The following is a 19,566-nucleotide window of genomic DNA, read 5'->3' as shown; positions in this document are numbered from 1 at the left end:
GGCGCGGCAAAAGGCTTTACCTGCACATTTTTTATCATGAAGCGATACAGATGGACTCATATGAAATTGATGCGTTTTCTATAATCAGGATGATGCAGGTTACGGAGCGCACCGATCCGCTCATTGATTTTCAAGTTCAGCGGAGACTAGCGATGGAAGCGTATGAAGCGGCAAAAAAAAGACCAAAGCGTAGGGCTTTGGTCTAGAGTCGTTATGATTGTCTGGATTCATAACGGAAACGTGCAATTAATAATAAGAAATAGCATAGAACGCCAAACAGGCAGGCTATAAAGAACGAGTGGGCAAGTGCAAAACCCAGAGCCAGTTCAGTGTATACGATCATAATACCGGACAGCGCCTGTAATGTGATAAAAATAAGACATGAGATCCAGCCCCAAAAGATCTGTTTTTGATCTTTATAGGAAGTAATAGCATGAACAGCCGCAACAATAATCCATACAAACAACAGCAAGGCTGCTGCTCTGTGGCCCATTTGCACCCATTCATGGAATTGAGTCGGAAGTCCATTGTTCAGCGGACTGCACAGCGGTACATCAGGACATGCCAAGCTTGACTCGGTATGTCTTACATATGCACCAGTATACACAACGATATAGGAATATATTAAAATCCCTATCATGTGAAATTGCATTGTTTTGCCGATTTGAAGCGGCTTAACCAGTTTTCTAACTGATTTATCAGCTTCAAATATGAGCAATGTCAAAATGAGCACTGAAGCGAAAGAAATCAATGAGATGCCAAAGTGAAGCGCCATAATCAGCGCGTTTGAACCGAATACGACAGCCAATGCGCCAAGCAGTGCCTGTAGAAATAAAAAGATAATAGACATGATCGCGAGAAACGTTGTTTCACGGAAAATAGGCGTAATTTTTCTCCAAGACCAAAACGCAAGGCTTAACACAAGGATAATAGAAATCCCGCTTGCGAATCTGTGGCTCCATTCAATAATTGAAGCCGGATTCAGTTCAGGGAAAAAACGGCCGTGACACAGCGGCCACTGTCTGCCGCATCCTTGGCCGGAACCTGTTTTTGTAACGAGGGCACCCCCGATTAAAACAATAAGCATGACAAATGTTGTCAGAACACCGAGAGCTTTTAATGCTTTATTCATACAATATTCACCTTCTCAACATACTGCTGCAATTTTATATACGTTCCAAGTGTAAGCGAATATGTGTTTTGTGGCAATTCTTAGAGCCTTTTGTTCACAAAAATATAATAGAATGACGGCTTCCGGAAAATGTACACTTGATTATTCATGCCGGGTCTGATAGAAATAAGGTAAACGCACTGCCGATTTGGTGATTGCCTTCGTCTTTGGTAAAATTCATAAAAAGTTCACAAATAAATTCCTGTTTGTCGTTTAATATTTAATAGGATGTTTTTTTACAAGATGTTATCTTGTATGATAGAGTTGCAGGTTTTTTTATTCTCCTGCGTTAGGTTTGTAAGGGAGGTTTACGTTATGGCTAACTCCAGAATCTTAAATGATACAGCTATAGACGGACAAATTGAAGAAACAACGGCATGGAAAGATTTTCTGTCCCTTATTAAAATAGGGATCGTCAATTCTAATCTCATCACGACTTTTACTGGAATGTGGCTTGCTCTGCATATTTCCGGTTTGAGTTTTTTAGGCAATATAAACACCGTTCTTCTTACGTTAATCGGATCTTCTCTGATTATTGCGGGCTCATGCGCGATCAATAACTGGTATGATCGGGATATCGATCATCTTATGGAACGCACGAAAGTAAGACCGACGGTTACGGGTAAAATTCAGCCAAATCAGGCGTTATGGTCTGGAATTTTGCTGGTTGCTTTAGGATTGATCATGCTGCTGATGACAACTGTCATGGCTGCCGTTATCGGTTTTATCGGAGTCTTTACGTATGTTGTATTGTACACAATGTGGACGAAACGCCGTTATACGATTAACACAGTAGTAGGAAGTGTTTCCGGTGCAGTGCCGCCGCTTATTGGATGGACGGCAGTGGAAGGCAATATCGGTGTCGTGGCATGGGTATTATTCATGATTTTATTTATTTGGCAGATTCCTCATTTCTTAGCATTGGCTATTAAGAAAACTGAGGATTACAGAGCTGCAAATATTCCGATGCTTCCTGTCGTATACGGATTTGAAGTGACAAAAAGACAAATTATTGTCTGGGTTGCGTGTCTGATGCCGCTACCGTTTTTCCTTGGAAGCCTTGGCCTTCCGATTGTCATCCTCGGCTTGCTGTTAAATATCGGCTGGCTGATTCTCGGCTTGATGGGCTTCCGCTCCAAGAATATCATGAAGTGGGCAACGCAGATGTTCGTTTACTCGCTCAATTACATGACAATCTATTTCGTTGCCATGGTTGTCTTGACTCTTTTCTAAAAAAATAGATACATTGCTTGTTTTATCGCTTCAAAATAAACGATGACAACTAGTAAATGCCGCCTTGACCTTTTGTTTAATCAGGCGGCTTTACTTTTATACATAGATGGCATTTTGAGTAAAAACACTCATAATTTAAGAGAAGAGGAAATGTAAGTGCTTTATTGGTGATAGGCTGGATTGCGATGGATTTCGAATCTGCTTTCCGCCTTTGTATTGACCAGAAAAGGGGTTGGGTGAAATGGTAAAGCATTGGCGTCTTATTTTATTATTAGCCTTAGTGCCGCTTCTATTAAGCGGATGTGGAAAACCTTTTTTATCCACGCTCAAGCCTGCTGGCGAGGTGGCTGATAAACAGTATGACCTGACAGTGCTCAGCACATTGATTATGGTGGTTGTTGTTGCAGTAGTATCTGTTATCTTCTTTTATGTGATTGTGAGATTCAGAAGATCACGGGTCGGTGAGAACACGATACCGAAACAGGTAGAGGGGAACAAATTTTTAGAAATCACATGGACCGTGATCCCGATTTTGCTGCTCATCATTCTTGTGATCCCTGTCGTATTATATACGCTTGAGCTAGCAGATACATCACCAATGGATAAGAAAAGCCGCAAAGCTGAGGATGCGCTTGTAGTCAATGTCCGGGCAAATCTATATTGGTGGGAGTTTGAATATCCTGATTATGGCATTATCACAAGCCAGGAGCTGATTGTGCCGACAGACCAGCGGGTATATTTTAATTTAAAAGCTTCAGATGTCAAACATTCCTTCTGGATTCCCTCGGTTGGAGGAAAACTTGATACGAATACGGATAATGAAAATAAGTTTTTCCTGACATTTGATTCAAAACGAAGCAAAGAGGCAGGAGATATGTTTTTTGGGAAGTGTGCAGAGCTTTGCGGCCCTTCACACGCGTTGATGGATTTTAAGGTAAAGACGATGTCTGCAAAAGAATTCCAGGGCTGGACAAAAGAAATGAAAAACTATAAGTCTACAACAGAGAGTGATTTGGCTAAGCAGGGCGAAGAACTGTTTAAAGAGAAGAACTGTCTGAGCTGCCATGCGGTAGAGCCGAATGATAAACGTGCAGAAGCAGCAAGAACGGCACCTAACTTAGCGACCTTCGGTGAAAGGGCAAAAGTGGCAGGGGTGAAAGACGCCAACGAAGAAAATGTGAAGGCTTGGCTGAAGGATCCTGAGAGCATAAAACCGGGTAACAAAATGACAGGAACATATCCGAAGCTGTCAGACAGTGAAACAGATGCGCTTTATGAATACTTAAAAGGCTTAAAAACGGAAAGCAAGTAGGGAAGAAAGGGAGATATTGGGGGAGGTCACATATGTTGAATGCGCTTACAGAAAAACGGACGCGCGGATCTATACTTTGGGATTATTTGACGACGGTGGACCATAAAAAAATCGCAATTCTTTACTTAATCGCCGGGGGATTCTTCTTTCTTGTCGGGGGAATTGAAGCGATGTTTATCAGAATTCAGCTTGCAAAACCTGAAAATGCTTTTCTCAGTGCCCAAGCGTACAATGAAGTAATGACAATGCACGGGACGACAATGATCTTTCTGGCTGCGATGCCGCTTTTATTTGCCTTGATGAATGCGGTCGTGCCTTTGCAGATTGGGGCTCGCGACGTTTCGTTTCCATTTTTAAACTCGCTCGGTTTTTGGCTCTTCTTTTTCGGGGGCATTTTCTTAAATCTAAGCTGGTTTTTGGGCGGAGCACCAGACGCGGGCTGGACGTCATACGCCTCACTTTCGCTTCATTCTGAAGGGCACGGCATAGACTTTTTCGTCCTCGGACTGCAAATATCGGGGCTTGGGACGCTGATAGCCGGGATTAACTTTTTGGCCACGATTATCAACATGAGGGCTCCGGGCATGACATACATGAGGCTGCCTTTGTTTACATGGACGACATTTGTGGCTTCGGCATTGATTTTGTTTGCATTTCCGCCGCTTACGGTCGGATTGGCACTGATGATGCTGGATCGGCTGTTCGGCACCAATTTCTTTAATCCGGAGCTTGGCGGGAATACGGTCATTTGGGAGCATTTATTTTGGATCTTTGGCCATCCGGAGGTTTATATCTTAATTTTGCCTGCATTCGGTATTTTTTCAGAGGTCATCCCTGTGTTTGCCAGAAAGCGTTTGTTTGGGTACTCATCAATGGTTTTTGCCATCGTGCTCATTGGCTTTTTGGGCTTTATGGTTTGGGTGCATCACATGTTTACGACAGGTCTCGGCCCGATTGCAAATGCGATTTTTGCGGTTGCCACAATGGCTATCGCGATACCGACCGGGATTAAGATTTTTAACTGGCTTTTGACGATCTGGGGAGGAAATGTAAAGTATACGACAGCGATGCTGTATGCCGTCTCATTTATTCCGTCCTTCGTGCTCGGCGGTGTGACGGGAGTCATGCTGGCAGCAGCTGCTGCTGATTATCAGTTCCATGATACGTATTTTGTGGTGGCGCACTTCCACTATGTCATTATTGGCGGCGTGGTATTCGGCCTTTTAGCCGGTGTTCATTTCTGGTGGCCGAAAATGTTCGGTAAGATTCTGCATGAAACGATGGGGAAAATTTCATTTGTATTGTTTTTTATCGGCTTTCATCTCACGTTTTTCATTCAGCATTTTGTCGGTTTGATGGGGATGCCGCGCCGGGTTTATACGTTTTTGCCAGGCCAGGGTCTTGAAACCGGCAACTTGATCAGTACGATCGGGGCGTTCTTTATGGCGGCAGCTGTTATTCTTCTGCTGGTCAATGTCATTTGGACATCAGTAAAAGGGGAATATGTCGGAGCCGATCCTTGGCAGGACGGACGTACGCTTGAATGGACCGTTTCTTCACCGCCGCCGGAGTATAACTTTAAACAGCTTCCTTTTGTCAGAGGGCTTGATCCGTTTTGGATCGAGAAGCAGGCAGGACACAAATCAATGACACCGGCTGAACCGGTTGATGATATTCATATGCCGAACGGCTCAATCCTGCCGTTCATCATTTCCTTCGGTCTCTTTGTCGCAGCGTTCGGGCTGCTGTACAGAACCGATCACGCTTGGGGGTTGCCGGTGATCTTTATCGGGCTCGGCATCACATTCATTACGATGCTGCTTCGCTCAGTAATTGATGATCACGGCTATCATATTCATAAAGAGGAACTGCCGAACGATGATAAAGGGGTGAAGGCATAATGCAAATTGAAGAAAAATTCACCGCAGAAACCTTTCCAGCTTCTCCCGAAAAAGTAACACTGGAAGGGAAAAATAAATTTTTAGGTTTTTGGCTTTTTCTTGGGGGAGAGACAGTTTTGTTCGCGTCTCTCTTCGCAACGTTTCTTGCACTCCGGAATTCAAACGCCGGTGATCCGCCTACGACGGAAATGTTCGATGTAACACTTGTTTTTATCGCCACAATGCTATTGTTAACGAGCAGTTTAACGAGTGTGTACGCAATGTACCACATGAAGAACTTTTCCTTCGGCAAAATGCAGCTTTGGCTGGGAATTACGATCTTATTGGGGGCTGGCTTTTTAGCATTGGAGATTTATGAGTTTAAGCATTACACCCATGAGTTTGGATTTACCATCACAAGCTCTGCGCTCGGTTCCGCGTTTTACACGCTTGTCGGTACACACGGCGCCCACGTGGCATTTGGGCTTATGTGGATCAGCACGCTGATGATCCGTAATGCCAAGAGGGGTCTGAACCTGTATACGGCGCCTAAGTTTTATGTTGCCAGTCTTTATTGGCACTTTATTGATGTCGTGTGGGTCTTCATCTTTACCGTTGTATATTTAATGGGGATGGTGGGATAAACATGGTCGGTAAAAAAAGCAGAGGGCATATCAACAGCGACCTTGAATTTAAGAAAAAGAAGCATGCTCAGGAGATGAAATATCAGGTTCTGTCTTTTGGCTTAATGATCGGTCTTACGATTGTTGCATTTCTGACTGTGGCAACGGACGGTGTCGGCAGCTGGTTTACGATTCCTTTCATTATTCTGCTTGCTGCAGTTCAAGTCATCTTCCAGCTGTATTATTTCATGCATATGAATCAAAAAGGGCATGAGGCGCCGGCACTGTTTTTGTATTCAGGGGTGTTTGTCGCGTTCATCACTGTGCTTGCGTTTGTCACAATTATATGGTGGTAATTTGAACAGCCGCCGGAGGTGAAGAAATGAATCAGTTAGAGGTATTTGGGTTTCGCGCGATGTGGAGCCCTTATCTTTTTTGTATCCTGTTGGGCATTACGGTGCTTTATCTCTTTTTTTACAGGCGAATGTCTTCAAAGCCTGAACGGATAACAGGTAAAGAGATGATGTGCTTTCTGTCGGCGATGCTGTTTTTATATGCAGCCGAGGGAAGCCCGGTTGATCTGCTCGGACATATTATGTTCAGCGCGCATATGGTGCAGATGGCTGTGCTGTACTTGGTCGTCCCGCCGTTATTGATCGCGGGAGTTCCTGCATGGCTCTGGGAGAAAATCATTTTCAAGCCTGCCATTAAACCGGTTTTTTCATTTTTCTCGATGCCTTTAATTGCTTTGCTTTTATTTAACGGCATTTTTTCTTTATATCATGTTCCGTTTATATTTGATGCTGTCAAAACGGATCCGTTTTACCATACGTTAATGACTTGGCTTATCTTTGTGCTTGCGTTTTTGATGTGGTGGCCGCTTGTTCATAAGGTAGAGCCTCTTCGGCAGCTCAGCGGCTTGATGAAGCTGGGATATATTATGGCGGACGGTATACTGCTCACGCCTGCTTGCGCATTGATCATGTTCAGCGGTGCGCCGTTATACGCCACCTATACAGATCCGTCTGCGTGGGCTGAGGCAATGAAGCTTTGTGTGCCTGCAGATATGATGGGGCAGGTCCCATTAACAGGACCGGAGATATTCAATACACTGCCTTTGTTAGAAGATCAGCAGCTCGGAGCGGTTATGATGAAAATCATTCAGGAAATTGTGTACGGTACTTTTTTGGCGATTATTTTTTTCCAATGGGTGAAGAAAGAAAGGGAAAAGGACGGGCAAGAGGAGCCGCCGTATATTCAGCAAACGATATCATAAAAGGTACAGCAAAACATGCTGTACCTTTTCATTACATTTGAACTGTTTTTAACAAGTCGGAGATGTCCTGAATCAGTGCCTTGCTTTTTGTCACAACCTGTACGGGAAACTCTTCCGTTTCTCCATATTCTACTCCATGCGGGTAATAATGCTTGCCTAAGAGAGGGGACATTAATTGAATCACGGCGCGGCCGCTTCCAACATCGCCCTCTGCCGCAATGCCTTGTATCCGCAGATAAAACGTACCCTCGATCGTCGAAAACTTCCTGTCATAGGTGACTCTTTCGTAATCCCATTGACCCGCTCTGACGAGGCCTTTGCTTTCCATCAAGTCGTCCAGCCAGCTTAGCTCAGCCTTTACCCCTTCAAGTCCGCTTTCAGTAAACTTCAACACTGACCCCTCCTTATAAAAATTACCTTTCCTGACAATCATAGTATGAAAGCGTTAAACTTTCAATGAATCTTCTTCTTTTGAAAGTATGCAAAAATTAAATTTTGACGACAATAGCACTAGACTAAAGGAGGTTATACGGATGACAAAAATAAAAGATCTGATGACAGCCGACTTGCAATATTGCACGGTATTAGATAATGTATATGAAGCTGCGGTAAAGATGAAAGACGCGAATGTAGGTGCGATTCCGATAGTTGATGAGGATGGAGAAACACTGGTAGGCATCGTAACCGACCGTGATCTCGTGTTAAGAGGAATCGCCATAAAAAAACCAAACTCGCAAAAAATCACTGACGCGATGACCGAAAAACCTGTCAGTGTGGAGGAAGATGCTTCAGTCGATGAGGTTCTTCATTTGATGGCATCCCATCAGCTCAGAAGGATACCTGTTACAAAAAACAAAAAGCTGACTGGAATTGTCACGCTTGGTGATCTTTCTTTATCTGAACAAACCAATGAACGTGCCGGCAGTGCCTTATCGGATATTTCCGAGGGTGATAATAGAGAAGAAGGCTTTTTTCATTAACACATAAATCTTTGACATGTTAAATAGGCTGTATTGTAATGAGATGTAAGGCAAGACATTGTGATTCGCCACGGGGGTGATAGATTGAAAAATATATTGAGAGCACTGATTATCCTCTTGATTATCTGCGGAACTTATGTTCTGTTTATTCAATATGGATCTGTTCCTGAAAAAAAATCAAATGACAGCGAGCCTCAAGTGTCTAATGAGGAAGCGCAAAGCAGCAAGCGAATACATATGCCGACTTCAGGGTTATTGTCCTTTATGGGCAAGTCCGCCGATGATGTAACGAAAAAGCTGGGGGAACCTGAACGCATTGACCCTTCAGCTTATGATTACGATTGGTGGGTATACAATCAAGGAAAAGACCAATATATCCAAATCGGGGTATTAAACAATAAAGTGGTCACATTATATGCGGCTGGGAATGATATTAACGCAAAGCCTTTCAAAATTGGTGAATCGACCGGAGAAGTATTCAAGACGACCCAGGTGGCACCATTTGTGAATGTAGAGTATAAAGGAAATTCCTATCGATTTGAGTTTTCTGAAGAGGACATCAATACAAGACCGACTGTAAAAGTAGGAAAGATGTATGTCCAGCTGTATATGGACAAATTTGAGGGGAAGCTATCCAGTATCAGGGCATTTGATGCGCAAACCTTTGTTAAGCAAAGACCTTATGAGGTTGTGTACCGTGGTGAATTGATTGAACCGAAAGCTGTTTCAGATGATAAGTGGAAAAAGATCCAAACGACGAGCGAAAAGCAAATACTTGATTTGACGAATGTCATACGCGTCAAACATGGGCTTGCGAAGCTTGAGTGGGATCAGCCGACGGCGGAAGTGGCTTTTGGACATAGCGAGGATATGAAGGACAATAACTATTTCTCCCATGTCTCTAAAAAATACGGCTCGCTGAAAGACCGCTTAGAAGAAGGGGATGTTGACTTTCAGCAAGCGGGAGAAAATATCGCATACAATTATGTGGACGGTCCGGCCGCTGTAGAAGGCTGGCTGAATAGTGAAGGCCATCGAAAGGCGCTTCTGAATTCAGATTATACGCATCTTGGTGTCGGAGTAGACCGAAAATATTACACCCAAAATTTTATTAAACGATGGTAATGAAAAGCCGCGGACAAATGGTTCCGCGGCTTTTCCTATTCCGCAAAAGCTGATGGCTCGAGTGCAAGTGCTGATGGTAACAGAGGAGGCAGATTCCCATTCCTTCTAAGGCTACGGCTTTTTTGTGTATGGAGGCAAGGTTAAAAATTGATTCCTGAATGAATATAGGCGAACACAATGCCTCACAAAACGATACATTGTAGTAGGTATCGATTTTCGGAGGGGGTGAGGATTGTGGCGAATCAACATGGCAATCATTCAATCAATGACTTTAAACAATTCGTCAAAAAGCATCCCAAGCTGATAAAAGAAGTGCGTAAAGAACAAAGAAGCTGGCAGGACGTATATGAAAATTGGGTTCTCTTTGGGGAGAGCGACCCGATTTGGGATCCATATCGGGAACCGGAAGAAGCTGCGGAAGATGTGCCTGAAACACCGCAAAAAAATGATTTTGTCTCTAAGATGGTGACAGCGGTGAAAAAGATGGATGTCAATCAAATGAACGAACAAATCAATAAAATGAGCCAGTCGATCTCATCGTTGCAAAGTCTTCTTCATACATTTTCCGGAAACGGCCAGAAGCAATCTCAGCCAGGCTCTGGACAGCATCCTTTTTCTTTTCGAAAGGATTAAAAAAGGGGAGCTCATATGCGCAAAGAGGTTCAGGAATTTATTTTAGCAAACGAAGAACGGAAACGATTCATCAGAGAACAGCCGATATGGTACCGCAGGCTTTCGAGAAAACCGGATGATCTGTCCTCCTTTCAGCTTGAGATGATGAACTTTTATGAAAAAACCATACCGCACCGGGTGAACCAGTTTTCGAACGGGGTTCAAATGGCGCAAATGATGATGCAAATGTTTCAAGCGATGCGGACAAAAGATTAAAAGGCCCGAAAGAGGGTCTTTTTTCGTGAGATTGTTTTCGGGCTGCGGTTAAGCATTTTCCAATTGGCTGGTTTCATGGTAAACTAACAACTGGAGGTGCGTGTTATGTATGCGACGATGGAATCCGTGCGGCTTCAAAGTGAAGCTCAGCAGCTTGCCGAGATGATTCTGCAGTCGGAGACGGCTGAGAACTACCGCAATTGTTACAAGCGTCTCCAGGAAGATGAAGAGGCAGGGCGGATTATTCGTTCTTTTATCAAAATAAAAGAGCAGTATGAGGATGTACAGCGTTTTGGTAAATATCATCCTGACTATAGAGAAATATCCCGGAAAATGAGGGAGATCAAGCGGGAGCTGGACCTGAACGATAAGGTGGCTGACTTCAAGAGAGCTGAAAATGAGCTCCAGTCTATTCTTGACGAGGTTAGCGTCGAGATTGGGACTGCTGTTTCAGAGCATGTTAAAGTTCCGACTGGGAACCCTTATTTTGACGGTTTGTCTTCATGCGGAGGCGGCTGCGGTTCAGGCGGAAGCTGCGGATGCAAAGTATCCTGACGAGACTGGCCGTCTCGTCTTTTACATAAAAGAGAAATCAGGCAGGTGATTGTATTGGAGAATAGGCGCCAGGGCATGGTTGTGTATCTGCATTCCCTTAAGCAAAGCAAAATGCTGAGGAAGTTCGGAAATGTGCACTATGTATCAAAACGTTTAAAATATGTCGTGCTGTATTGCGATATGGACCAAATTGAAAAAACAATGGACAAGATCGCATCGTACTCGTTTGTGAAAAAAGTGGAGCCTTCTTATAAACCGTTTTTAAAATTGGAATTCGAGTCAAAGCTTGATAAAGCAAAAGAATACGATTATAAAATCGGAATATAGCTGTATAAAAAAATCCCCGCAGGCTTCTGCGGGGTCCTTCTATTCCTTAACATGTTAAGGAGAAGGCAAAGGGAGAGGAGAAACCGGAGGAAGAACTTATGGGGAAACGTAAGTCTTCTCCGCGGTTGGCAACAACATCCTCTAGATGCTGTTGCTTATAGTATGGACAAGGATCATTCTGCCTATACACCTGTTTATCAAGATTAGCGTTCATTGTTTGAAAGAATGCTTTATGTTAAGATAGGGATGATTTTTTTCTATGTACATAGCGGCGTCTGGCCGAACAAAGAAACAAAATAGCTTTTAGAAAAAGTGGTGTGGAACATGAGAGTAATTTCTGGATCAAAAAAAGGCCGTTCATTAAAGGCTGTGCCGGGAACATCAACAAGACCGACAACCGATAAAGTGAAGGAATCCATTTTCAATATGATCGGCCCTTATTTTGACGGGGGCAGGGGACTTGACTTATTCGCGGGGAGCGGAGGCCTAGGAATCGAAGCGCTTTCACGCGGATTTGAGCATTGTATATTTGTTGACCGTGATTTTAAAGCAATTCAAACGGTAAAATCAAATTTGAAAACGCTGGAGCTTACAAAACATGCACAGGTATACCGCAATGATGCGGAACGGGCTTTGCATGCTGCTGCCAAAAGAGAAACAGGCTTTCGCGGAATTTTTCTTGATCCGCCGTATAAGGAACAAAAGCTGAAAGCACTCTTAACGATGATTGACGAATATCAAATGCTGAAAGAAGACGGCTTTATCGTTGCTGAGCATGACAGAGAGGTCGAGCTTCCCGAAACCGTAGGAGATCTTGTGATGACAAGAAAAGAAACCTACGGGCTTACAGGGGTGGCGATTTATAAAAAGAGGGGGTAGTGATGTGGCGAGTATAGCTGTCTGTCCCGGCAGTTTTGATCCGGTGACCTACGGGCATTTGGACATCATCAGACGCGGGGCGCATATTTTTGAACAAGTGTATGTATGTGTGCTGAATAATTCTTCAAAAAAGCCCTTGTTCAGTGTGGAAGAACGGTGTGAGCTTCTGAGAGAAGTGACAAAAGACATTCCAAACATAACAGTTGAAACGTCGCAAGGGCTGTTAATTGATTATGCAAAAAGAAAAAATGCGAAAGCGATTTTAAGAGGCTTGAGAGCGGTATCTGATTTTGAATATGAGATGCAGGGGACATCCGTAAACCGTGTGCTGGATGAATCCATTGAGACGTTTTTTATGATGACAAACAATCAATATTCGTTTTTAAGTTCAAGCATCGTAAAAGAAGTGGCAAGATACAATGGCTCGGTATCAGAGTTTGTGCCGCCGGAAGTAGAGCTGGCGCTTCAGCAAAAATTCAGACAAGGATGAGGGTTTTGACTCATCCTTTTTTTGTTCCGTTTGTCAGTCTGTAAGAAAAAATGATAATGTACGTAAACAGCGTGCATAATGTGACAGCAGGTCCAATCTGCACAAGCAGATTCCATCCGTTTATAAATGCAGTTGGCATTTCGCCGCTATTAAGAGGTTTGAATACATGCTGATATGGATCATGCCATGCTATGTAAAGAGGTTTCCATAAAAGCATGACGAACACGGCCGCATAAACGCCCTGCAGCAAACGTGCGATAAAGAATGGTTTAAATCTGATATCGGTTTCCGATAAAATACCTGCCACCTGAGCTTGAACGGAAAAGCCGCTAAACCCGAGAATAAAGCTGACGATAATGGCTTTTTGCAGAAGAGAAACATCTGTCTCGCTGACAAGCTTGCTTCCTAACGTGATTTCAAACATCCCTGATAAAAGGGGAATGTCCAATTGAGCCGGAAGCTGAAACAAGGTCAGCGCGCCTTTTGTGAAAACAGACAGAATATCAGTCAGCTGAATGACAGACAACAGCCGGTTAAAGACAGAAAATAAAATAATAAAGCCGCCTACCATAAGAAGCGTTTGAACTGAAGACGTCACAGCGTCGCCTAAAATTTTGCCCAGAGGCCGTTTTTCCGCAAGTCTGGCAGTGTGAAGAGCGTGTAAAGCATCTTTGATCGAAGGAAAAGGTATCGTTTTCCTCCTTCTGAGATGCTGCTCTTCCTTGCGTCCGTAGGAACGCATCGTTAAACCGACAGCCAGATTCCCCAAATAGTGTGCAGAAGCCAATAAAATGCCCAATGACGCGTTTTGAAAGAAACCGACGGCAACAGCGCCGAAAATAAAGAGCGGGTTTGAAGAATTGGTAAACGACGCAAGCCGTTCTGCTTCTACTCTTGAAATCTGTTTTTCCTGCCGCAGACGGGCAGTGAGTTTTGCTCCCGCTGGGTTTCCTGATGCCATTCCCATAGCAAGTACGAAGCCGCCGACACCCGGCACACGAAAGATCGGCCGCATAAAAGGCTCAAGCAAAACACCGACAAACCGCACAATGCCAAAACCGATTAAGAGTTCAGACAGAATAAAAAATGGCAGCAATGACGGAAACACAACCTCCCACCACATAGAAAGCCCGGTTTTAGAGGCTTCGAATGAAGCCTGCGGATGTGAGATGACAGTCGCTGTTAAAAAAAGAAAAAACGAAGCAATCAAAAGTGTATTAATCTTCGACAAGTTCATTCTTACCTCCCCGATGCTAAAAATGCCCAATGACATGTATATCATGATAAAATAATGTATGACACGAAACGGCCAAGCAGTACCTGTCCTCTTGATTCTTTGTACTAATATACGAGCATAGGGGTTCAGTTTAGACCATAGAATTCGGTATACAGGGAATTCAGGCAGGAGGTTAACGCGTTGGCCAAACCTAAAATCGGGTTAGCGTTAGGATCGGGAGGGGCCAGAGGGCTCGCTCATCTCGGTGTGCTTTCCAGTTTACATAAGCATCAAATTGAAGTGGATATGATTGCGGGGAGCAGCATGGGCGCTTTGGTGGGCAGTTTCTATGCCGCCGGCCATGACGTGGCAACGATGAAAAAAGTCGCCAAAGCCTTTAAACGGCGGTTTTATGCTGATTATACGGTGCCCAGACTCGGGTTTTTAAAAGGTGACCGCGTCAGGCAGCTTGTGCATGCTTATACATTCGGAAAACCGATCGAAGAGCTTCAAATCCCGCTGGGCATTGTTGCATGTGATTTACAGACGGGAGAAAAGATTGTGTTCCGCAAAGGATCAGTGTCAGATGCGGTGCGGGCCAGCATAAGCATACCGGGTATCTTTATTCCGCAGAAGCTGGACGGACGGCTTCTTGTAGATGGTGCGGTCGTAGACCGAATTCCGGTTTCTGTTGTAAAAGACATGGGCGCTGATATCATCATCGCCTCTGATGTCTCCAGGGTTCGAAAAACCGAAACGGCGTCGCATATTTTTGATGTAATTATGCAAAGTATGGATATACTGCAAAATGAATTGGTGCGACATCAAACGATCGCCGCGGATATCATGATTCGCCCTTCTCTTGAAACATACAGCTCCAGCTCGTTTGCCAATATTGAAGCAATGATATCGGCAGGCGAGGAGGCGACAAACCGAATGATCAGCCAGATAAAAAAAGAAATAGAGAATTGGGAGGGCTTATAATTTGCTACGTAAAAAACATTTTAGCTGGATGCTTGTCATCCTCATTTTGATTGCCGTTTTATCATTTATAAAACTTCCATTTTATATTACAAAACCGGGAGAAGCGACAGAGCTTGCTTCACTGATAAAAGTGGAGGGAGGCTACCCGGAAAAAGGGAGTCTGTCCTTAATGACTGTCAAAGTGGGACCGGCTAATCCATTTACATATGTGTGGGCAAAGATGCACCCTTATTATGAGATTGTTCCTGATGAAAGCATCAAGGAAGAAGGCGAATCAGATAAGGAGTATATGAAAAGGCAGATCCAAATGATGGAAAGCTCGCAAGAAAACGCCGTCATAGCTGCCTATCAAAAGGCAGGAAAAAAAGTCAGCTATTCCTTTAACGGCATATACGCAAGCTCAGTTGTAGAAAACATGCCTGCAAAAGGGAAAATAGAAGTCGGTGATAAAATCATCAGCGCAGACGGCAAAAACTATCAGTCTGCTGAAAAGCTGATTGATTATATCAGCAGCAAAAAAGCGGGAGATAAAGTCACGTTAAAAATCGAAAGAGAAGAAAAAGAAAAGAGTGTCACCCTTTCGTTAAAACAATTTCCTGATGAGCCGGAACGGGCAGGAATCGGAGTATCGCTCTATACGGACAGAAACGTGAAAGTGGAGCCTGATATTGATTTTGAAATCGAAAATATCGGCGGACCGTCAGCAGGGTTAATGATGTCTCTTGAAATCTATAATCAGCTGACAAAAACAGACGAAACAAAAGGCTACGATATTGCGGGAACCGGTACAATTGATGTTGACGGAAAAGTAGGCCCGATTGGCGGCATTGATCAAAAAGTCGTCGCCGCAGACAAAGCCGGAAAAGACATTTTCTTCGCGCCAAATCAAAACGGTGCCAGCAATTCTGATTATAAAAACGCAGTAAAAACAGCAAAAGATATCGATTCAGACATGAAGATTGTGCCTGTTGATACGATGCAGGATGCGATTGATTATTTGAATAAGCTGAAAGCAAAAAGCACCTGATACACAGGTGCTTTTTCTATCTGTTTAAAAAACGTTGTTCATCCTCGTCATATCGAATCGGCGCATGTCCGTATTCTTGCAGGTCAAACTCAGTTCTCAGCGGCTCTTCTATCGGCAGGCTGTAGATTCTGCTCGCTTTAATGTCCAGATCTAGAGCGGGATGGGAGAAAGAAGACAGTTTGCTGACAAGCGGAACGGACAGCGCTTTTTTCTTTTCCGATAAATAAGCCTGTCCTTTTTTCGTCATGCCGAGAAGCCTGATATAAGGCACTTCTTTGTCGTCAAGCAGCTTGTGTATATCCTGTTTTTTCGTTCTGGTTAAAATGTGCGTGTTCATCCGCTGAAGCCTTGTCCACGTATAACGTTTTGTTTTCAGCAACTCCATTAATTCCTGATAGGAGCTGGCTTTTCTGATCGAACGAAGAATTCTGTGCTCTAAACCTTCCTCCACCTCGTATATTTGCTGTAATTCCTGTGCTGTTACAGTTGAAAGGCTGTATTTTAAGTAAGAAAAATAGCTTTCAGGTGTATGCCACAGTCCGAAAGATTTGCGGTAATCTGCCAATTCACATGAAGATGCAGCAGGAAGAAAACGAAGGCAGGTTTCAAGACTCTGTTCAATCATCGCTTTTCTGATGCTTGTGGCGCTTGCGATATGGTGTTCGCCTTCAGGAAGGTCGGCATCATGATAGTCCGAGGAAATTCGAGCTGTGGTATAAGGTTTCATCGGATATCCGCCGGAAAGAATGGAAGTCACATAATGGTATCCCAGAATGTTGTTTGGTTTTGACAAATCAAGTGTATTTTCGGTATGTAAAATGGAGCTGAAGGCGATAGCTGCCGCTGCTGGGTAACTGGCACCCTTTTTAATTTCTTCTTTAATACGCTGATCAAATGTATGTTTATGATCATCAATAAGCTTTGCAGTTTTTAAAAACGGCTCAATATCACCATTTTCACTTCCGAAAAACAGCGCCTCGCATCCGAGTTTGTTCAGGCTGGATACACTGCCGCGTGCAAAAATCTCCGCTTTTTGCACCGCATACAGATAAGGCAGCTCAATCACAAGATCGACGCCGCTTTGCAGCGCCATTTTTGTTCGTGCCCATTTTGACACAACAGCTGGTTCTCCGCGCTGTAAAAAATGCCCGCTCATTACCGCGACAGCCGCGTCGCATCCGGTTTGCCGCTTTGCTGTTTGGGCATGATAAAGGTGCCCGTTATGAAAGGGATTATATTCAACCACCAATCCGACAGCATTCATATTTTTTCCGCCTTTCTTGCTATGTTTAAAAACGTATGGTACATTTGCAAATGAAAACTCTTATGTCTTATTTTTGTTTTAAGTGTATGCATAGCACATTCCGCTGTCAACGATACTTGAATAGCAGCATTATGCTGTAAAGAAAAAATATTGACAAAAACAATCTTAAAAGCTATAATCATGTTTGTTGCTTTCCTGAGGTGATACAAATGAAATGGACGATTTATCAGCTGCATCAAATGCCAAAACAAAGTTTTGAGTTTGATGAAACAGTTGAGTTAAATGAGCTGACAAAACTGAATTCTGACATTCGCCGCATTTCTCCCGTCCGGGTGAAGGGCAGAGCGGATATCAAATCCAAACAGGTTTCGTTTGATTTTACAATTTCGGGCGAAATGATTTTGCCATGCTCAAGAACACTCGTTGATGTTCCGTATCCATTTGAAATTTCAACAAAAGAACTGTTTATATTTCATCAGACGGATGATATAGAAGATGATGACGTTCACATTGTTGAGGACGATACTATCGACTTAACTCCGATCGTGAAAGAAGAAATTCTTTTAGAAATCCCTATGCAAATCTTTTGTGAATCTGAACAAGAAAAAGGGGCTGCTCCTCAAGAAGGAAAGGACTGGCAAGTCATTTCGGAGGAAGACAAGAAGAATCAAGTTGATCCGAGACTTGCAGCCCTCGAAAAGCTCTTAAAACAAGATGATGAATCTTAACTCTTTAAGGAGGTGGGAATAATGGCTGTACCTTTTAGAAGAACTTCTAAAATGAAGAAAAGATTGCGCCGTACACATTTCAAACTTAATGTACCTGGTATGACAGAATGTCCGTCATGCGGAGAGATGAAATTGTCTCACCGTGTATGCAAAGCATGCGGATCATACAACGGCAAAGACATAAATGTAAAAAGTAACTAAGTAAGAAAAGCGCAGGGTGAAAGCCCTGCGCTTTTTCTTTTTCTCTTCCTGTCAGCTTGCGGAAAAATTGTGAGTGCAAATAGTCTATCTAATCTATTACTGGCATATGTATGAGATAAATAAGCTGACATGGAGGGAGATTAAATTTGACCATTACAAGACAAGATGCTTGGACTCAGGATGAGGATTTGCTGCTGGCGGAAGTGGTGCTTCGTCATATTCGAGAGGGAGGAACACAGCTTTCCGCCTTTGAGGAGGTTGGAAGGGCGCTGACCAGAACTGCGGCAGCCTGTGGTTTCAGGTGGAACTCGTATGTGAGAAAACAATACCAGTCAGGCATAGAGCTTGCGAAAAAGCAGAGGAAAGAATTGAGAAAGCAAATCGGCGTTCATTCAGTCAATATGCCGAATTCCGTGAAGCAGACTGCCGCGGCAGCGCCAGAAGGAAAACGAGATTTGTCCATTCAGGATGTGATTCAATTTCTTGAACAATTCAAAGAAACGCCGTCTTCGCAAGAATTTCAGCTTGAAAGGGAAAAATTGAAGGAGCAAATCCAATCGCTGCAAAAAGAGCTTGAGGATTTACGGAGTGAAAATCAAACACTGAGGAACCAGCTAGAGATGACAGAAGAGGATTACAAGGCGCTGATCGATATCATGGATCGGGCCAGAAAAATGGTTGTTTCAAAGGAAGACGGAAGAATGAAAAAAGCAGCTCAAGAAACGTAATGAACGTCTGAAATGAACCGGCCCTATATTTAGAATAGGCCGGTTGTTTTTATTTCTATGCAGACTCTCCCGGTGTCATTTCGTGATCCATGTCAGGATGCCAGATGAGCGGGTTTTCCCCTTTGTCCCGCGCCATATCATACTTAACAGTTTCAAAGTTCATTTTATTCCAAAATTCCGCTGATTTCATTCGTGGATTTGTCCGGATCGGCATTTTGAATGATTTAGCGAATTCAACCAATGCTGTCCCGTAACCCCTGTTCTGGTAGCCCGGAAGAACCTCAAGCTTCCACAGCTCTAAATAATCCTGGCGATTGTCGAAATAAGGATTCGATTTGCCGTTAACTTGATATAGACTCATTCGCGCTACAAGTTTATCCCCAAAATAAATCCCGTAAAAAGGCGAAGTGCTGTCATTTTCAATAATATTATCCTGAAGATCTTCAAGCATTGAAAGCTCCTGGATACCGTATTCTTTGAATTTCTTGAATTCATCAAGCGTTTTATAGTTGATAAGCAGACGTTCTACCTTTACCAAACAAATCTCCCCCTTTGTTGTTTCTACATATATTGTAAACGCTTTATTTAAAAAATCCAAATATTTAAACTTTAATTTTAAGCACACGGGATCTTTGAGAAGTAATTTCTTTGCACTTCTGCTATGATAATACGTAAATGC

Annotated in this window: 25 protein-coding genes; 19 read left to right on the top strand and 6 right to left on the bottom strand. The window is 43.4% G+C overall.

The genetic code is table 11. The annotated features are described in order from the left end of the window. Nucleotides 1-211: 211 nt before the first annotated feature. Nucleotides 212-1,132 carry a heme A synthase CtaA gene (gene ctaA, locus BSI_RS10925; protein WP_003238753.1) on the bottom strand — a complete coding sequence of 307 codons (921 nt, stop codon included), beginning with the start codon at nt 1,130-1,132 and terminating at the stop codon, nt 212-214. A gap of 354 nt (nt 1,133-1,486) precedes the next feature. On the opposite strand from ctaA, the gene cyoE reads away from it, so the two are divergent. From cyoE to ctaG, 6 genes are all read left to right on the top strand, one after another. Then, nucleotides 1,487-2,404: a heme o synthase gene (cyoE, locus tag BSI_RS10930; protein ID WP_003238752.1), complete on the top strand. Its 918-nt coding sequence runs from the start codon at nt 1,487-1,489 to the stop codon at nt 2,402-2,404. Nucleotides 2,405-2,645: 241 nt separating this feature from the next. After that, a complete protein-coding gene (coxB, locus tag BSI_RS10935) occupies nt 2,646-3,716 on the top strand; it encodes a cytochrome c oxidase subunit II (RefSeq protein ID WP_003238749.1) in 1,071 nt (356 codons plus the stop codon). A gap of 32 nt (nt 3,717-3,748) precedes the next feature. Further along, nucleotides 3,749-5,617 (top strand): cytochrome c oxidase subunit I, encoded by a 1,869-nt coding sequence (gene ctaD / locus BSI_RS10940; protein WP_003238747.1) that lies wholly within the window; start codon nt 3,749-3,751, stop codon nt 5,615-5,617. After that, nucleotides 5,617-6,240 carry a cytochrome c oxidase subunit III gene (gene ctaE / locus BSI_RS10945; RefSeq protein ID WP_003238746.1) on the top strand — a complete coding sequence of 208 codons (624 nt, stop codon included), beginning with the start codon at nt 5,617-5,619 and terminating at the stop codon, nt 6,238-6,240. Before ctaD ends, ctaE begins: the two co-directional genes overlap by 1 nt. A 2-nt stretch (nt 6,241-6,242) precedes the next feature. Then, nucleotides 6,243-6,575: a cytochrome c oxidase subunit IVB gene (ctaF, locus tag BSI_RS10950; protein ID WP_003238744.1), complete on the top strand. Its 333-nt coding sequence runs from the start codon at nt 6,243-6,245 to the stop codon at nt 6,573-6,575. 26 nt (nt 6,576-6,601) lie between these two features. Next, nucleotides 6,602-7,495, top strand: a complete 894-nt coding sequence (gene ctaG / locus BSI_RS10955) for a cytochrome c oxidase assembly factor CtaG (RefSeq protein WP_003238742.1) — start codon at nt 6,602-6,604, stop codon at nt 7,493-7,495. 31 nt (nt 7,496-7,526) lie between these two features. Here ctaG and BSI_RS10960 read toward each other — a convergent pair whose 3' ends face one another. Beyond that, nucleotides 7,527-7,889 carry a YugN family protein gene (locus BSI_RS10960; RefSeq protein WP_003238740.1) on the bottom strand — a complete coding sequence of 121 codons (363 nt, stop codon included), beginning with the start codon at nt 7,887-7,889 and terminating at the stop codon, nt 7,527-7,529. A gap of 139 nt (nt 7,890-8,028) precedes the next feature. Between BSI_RS10960 and BSI_RS10965 the strand changes: the two genes are divergently transcribed. From BSI_RS10965 to coaD, 8 genes are all read left to right on the top strand, one after another. Beyond that, complete coding sequence (locus BSI_RS10965) at nt 8,029-8,475, top strand: CBS domain-containing protein (protein WP_003238738.1); 447 nt, start codon at nt 8,029-8,031, stop codon at nt 8,473-8,475. 84 nt (nt 8,476-8,559) lie between these two features. Next, on the top strand, nt 8,560-9,600 hold the full coding sequence (locus BSI_RS10970) for a CAP domain-containing protein (protein WP_003238736.1): 1,041 nt from the start codon (nt 8,560-8,562) through the stop codon (nt 9,598-9,600). Between the two features lie 234 nt (nt 9,601-9,834). After that, nucleotides 9,835-10,233: a YlbD family protein gene (locus BSI_RS10975; RefSeq protein WP_003238734.1), complete on the top strand. Its 399-nt coding sequence runs from the start codon at nt 9,835-9,837 to the stop codon at nt 10,231-10,233. A gap of 15 nt (nt 10,234-10,248) precedes the next feature. Continuing rightward, nucleotides 10,249-10,488, top strand: coding sequence for a YlbE-like family protein (locus BSI_RS10980; RefSeq protein WP_003238732.1), 240 nt, complete (start codon nt 10,249-10,251; stop codon nt 10,486-10,488). 105 nt (nt 10,489-10,593) lie between these two features. Further along, the gene (gene ricF / locus BSI_RS10985; RefSeq protein ID WP_003221370.1) at nt 10,594-11,043 is read left to right on the top strand and encodes a regulatory iron-sulfur-containing complex subunit RicF; all 450 of its coding nucleotides are present in this window, start codon (nt 10,594-10,596) and stop codon (nt 11,041-11,043) included. A gap of 54 nt (nt 11,044-11,097) precedes the next feature. Then, a complete protein-coding gene (locus BSI_RS0121165) occupies nt 11,098-11,370 on the top strand; it encodes a YlbG family protein (RefSeq protein ID WP_009967171.1) in 273 nt (90 codons plus the stop codon). A 324-nt stretch (nt 11,371-11,694) separates the two neighbouring features. Then, nucleotides 11,695-12,249, top strand: coding sequence for a 16S rRNA (guanine(966)-N(2))-methyltransferase RsmD (gene rsmD, locus BSI_RS10990; RefSeq protein ID WP_003238728.1), 555 nt, complete (start codon nt 11,695-11,697; stop codon nt 12,247-12,249). A gap of 4 nt (nt 12,250-12,253) precedes the next feature. Continuing rightward, nucleotides 12,254-12,739: a pantetheine-phosphate adenylyltransferase gene (gene coaD, locus BSI_RS10995; RefSeq protein ID WP_003238727.1), complete on the top strand. Its 486-nt coding sequence runs from the start codon at nt 12,254-12,256 to the stop codon at nt 12,737-12,739. 10 nt (nt 12,740-12,749) lie between these two features. Here coaD and spoVV read toward each other — a convergent pair whose 3' ends face one another. After that, the gene (gene spoVV, locus BSI_RS11000; protein ID WP_003238725.1) at nt 12,750-13,976 is read right to left on the bottom strand and encodes a dipicolinic acid transporter SpoVV; all 1,227 of its coding nucleotides are present in this window, start codon (nt 13,974-13,976) and stop codon (nt 12,750-12,752) included. A 180-nt stretch (nt 13,977-14,156) separates the two neighbouring features. On the opposite strand from spoVV, the gene BSI_RS11005 reads away from it, so the two are divergent. Further along, nucleotides 14,157-14,939, top strand: coding sequence for a patatin family protein (locus BSI_RS11005; RefSeq protein ID WP_003238724.1), 783 nt, complete (start codon nt 14,157-14,159; stop codon nt 14,937-14,939). A 1-nt stretch (nt 14,940) separates the two neighbouring features. Beyond that, the gene (gene ddcP / locus BSI_RS11010; protein WP_003238722.1) at nt 14,941-15,966 is read left to right on the top strand and encodes a protease DdcP; all 1,026 of its coding nucleotides are present in this window, start codon (nt 14,941-14,943) and stop codon (nt 15,964-15,966) included. Between the two features lie 16 nt (nt 15,967-15,982). Here the strand turns inward: ddcP and BSI_RS11015 are convergent, their stop codons facing one another. Together BSI_RS11015 and BSI_RS11020 are read right to left on the bottom strand one after the other, a co-directional pair. Then, a complete protein-coding gene (locus BSI_RS11015) occupies nt 15,983-17,230 on the bottom strand; it encodes a nucleotidyltransferase (RefSeq protein ID WP_003238721.1) in 1,248 nt (415 codons plus the stop codon). Next, a complete protein-coding gene (locus tag BSI_RS11020; RefSeq protein WP_003238719.1) occupies nt 17,227-17,412 on the bottom strand; it encodes a hypothetical protein in 186 nt (61 codons plus the stop codon). Before BSI_RS11020 ends, BSI_RS11015 begins: the two co-directional genes overlap by 4 nt. Before the next feature lie 27 nt (nt 17,413-17,439). Here BSI_RS11020 and BSI_RS11025 point away from each other — a divergent pair, with 27 nt between their 5' ends. The 3 genes from BSI_RS11025 (at nt 17,440) to gerR (ending at nt 18,887) form a co-directional block, all read left to right on the top strand. Next, the gene (locus tag BSI_RS11025) at nt 17,440-17,958 is read left to right on the top strand and encodes a YceD family protein (RefSeq protein WP_003221388.1); all 519 of its coding nucleotides are present in this window, start codon (nt 17,440-17,442) and stop codon (nt 17,956-17,958) included. Nucleotides 17,959-17,979: 21 nt separating this feature from the next. Beyond that, nucleotides 17,980-18,159: a 50S ribosomal protein L32 gene (gene rpmF / locus BSI_RS0121160; RefSeq protein ID WP_003154457.1), complete on the top strand. Its 180-nt coding sequence runs from the start codon at nt 17,980-17,982 to the stop codon at nt 18,157-18,159. 146 nt (nt 18,160-18,305) lie between these two features. After that, a complete protein-coding gene (gene gerR, locus BSI_RS11030) occupies nt 18,306-18,887 on the top strand; it encodes a sporulation-specific transcriptional regulator GerR (RefSeq protein WP_003238716.1) in 582 nt (193 codons plus the stop codon). 55 nt (nt 18,888-18,942) lie between these two features. Here the strand turns inward: gerR and BSI_RS11035 are convergent, their stop codons facing one another. Further along, entirely contained in the window at nt 18,943-19,425 is a 483-nt protein-coding gene (locus BSI_RS11035; RefSeq protein ID WP_003238714.1) for an N-acetyltransferase, read from the bottom strand. Nucleotides 19,426-19,566 lie beyond the last annotated feature (141 nt).

This window comes from Bacillus inaquosorum KCTC 13429 (assembly GCF_000332645.1).
Taxonomy (GTDB): domain Bacteria; phylum Bacillota; class Bacilli; order Bacillales; family Bacillaceae; genus Bacillus; species Bacillus inaquosorum.
The sequence above is the reverse complement of the archived record's forward strand: the minus strand, read 5'-3'. Positions and strand labels throughout refer to the sequence as shown.

What these genes read in the sequence shown, in the direction of transcription:
- ctaA (WP_003238753.1), bottom strand. Translation starts at nt 1,132, where the DNA reads ATGAATAAAGCATTAAAAGCTCTCGGTGTTCTGACAACATTTGTCATG.
- cyoE (WP_003238752.1), top strand. Translation starts at nt 1,487, where the DNA reads ATGGCTAACTCCAGAATCTTAAATGATACAGCTATAGACGGACAAATT.
- coxB (WP_003238749.1), top strand. Translation starts at nt 2,646, where the DNA reads ATGGTAAAGCATTGGCGTCTTATTTTATTATTAGCCTTAGTGCCGCTT.
- ctaD (WP_003238747.1), top strand. Translation starts at nt 3,749, where the DNA reads ATGTTGAATGCGCTTACAGAAAAACGGACGCGCGGATCTATACTTTGG.
- ctaE (WP_003238746.1), top strand. Translation starts at nt 5,617, where the DNA reads ATGCAAATTGAAGAAAAATTCACCGCAGAAACCTTTCCAGCTTCTCCC.
- ctaF (WP_003238744.1), top strand. Translation starts at nt 6,243, where the DNA reads ATGGTCGGTAAAAAAAGCAGAGGGCATATCAACAGCGACCTTGAATTT.
- ctaG (WP_003238742.1), top strand. Translation starts at nt 6,602, where the DNA reads ATGAATCAGTTAGAGGTATTTGGGTTTCGCGCGATGTGGAGCCCTTAT.
- BSI_RS10965 (WP_003238738.1), top strand. Translation starts at nt 8,029, where the DNA reads ATGACAAAAATAAAAGATCTGATGACAGCCGACTTGCAATATTGCACG.
- BSI_RS10980 (WP_003238732.1), top strand. Translation starts at nt 10,249, where the DNA reads ATGCGCAAAGAGGTTCAGGAATTTATTTTAGCAAACGAAGAACGGAAA.
- ricF (WP_003221370.1), top strand. Translation starts at nt 10,594, where the DNA reads ATGTATGCGACGATGGAATCCGTGCGGCTTCAAAGTGAAGCTCAGCAG.
- rsmD (WP_003238728.1), top strand. Translation starts at nt 11,695, where the DNA reads ATGAGAGTAATTTCTGGATCAAAAAAAGGCCGTTCATTAAAGGCTGTG.
- spoVV (WP_003238725.1), bottom strand. Translation starts at nt 13,976, where the DNA reads ATGAACTTGTCGAAGATTAATACACTTTTGATTGCTTCGTTTTTTCTT.
- BSI_RS11015 (WP_003238721.1), bottom strand. Translation starts at nt 17,230, where the DNA reads ATGAATGCTGTCGGATTGGTGGTTGAATATAATCCCTTTCATAACGGG.
- BSI_RS11020 (WP_003238719.1), bottom strand. Translation starts at nt 17,412, where the DNA reads ATGATTATAGCTTTTAAGATTGTTTTTGTCAATATTTTTTCTTTACAG.
- BSI_RS11025 (WP_003221388.1), top strand. Translation starts at nt 17,440, where the DNA reads ATGAAATGGACGATTTATCAGCTGCATCAAATGCCAAAACAAAGTTTT.
- rpmF (WP_003154457.1), top strand. Translation starts at nt 17,980, where the DNA reads ATGGCTGTACCTTTTAGAAGAACTTCTAAAATGAAGAAAAGATTGCGC.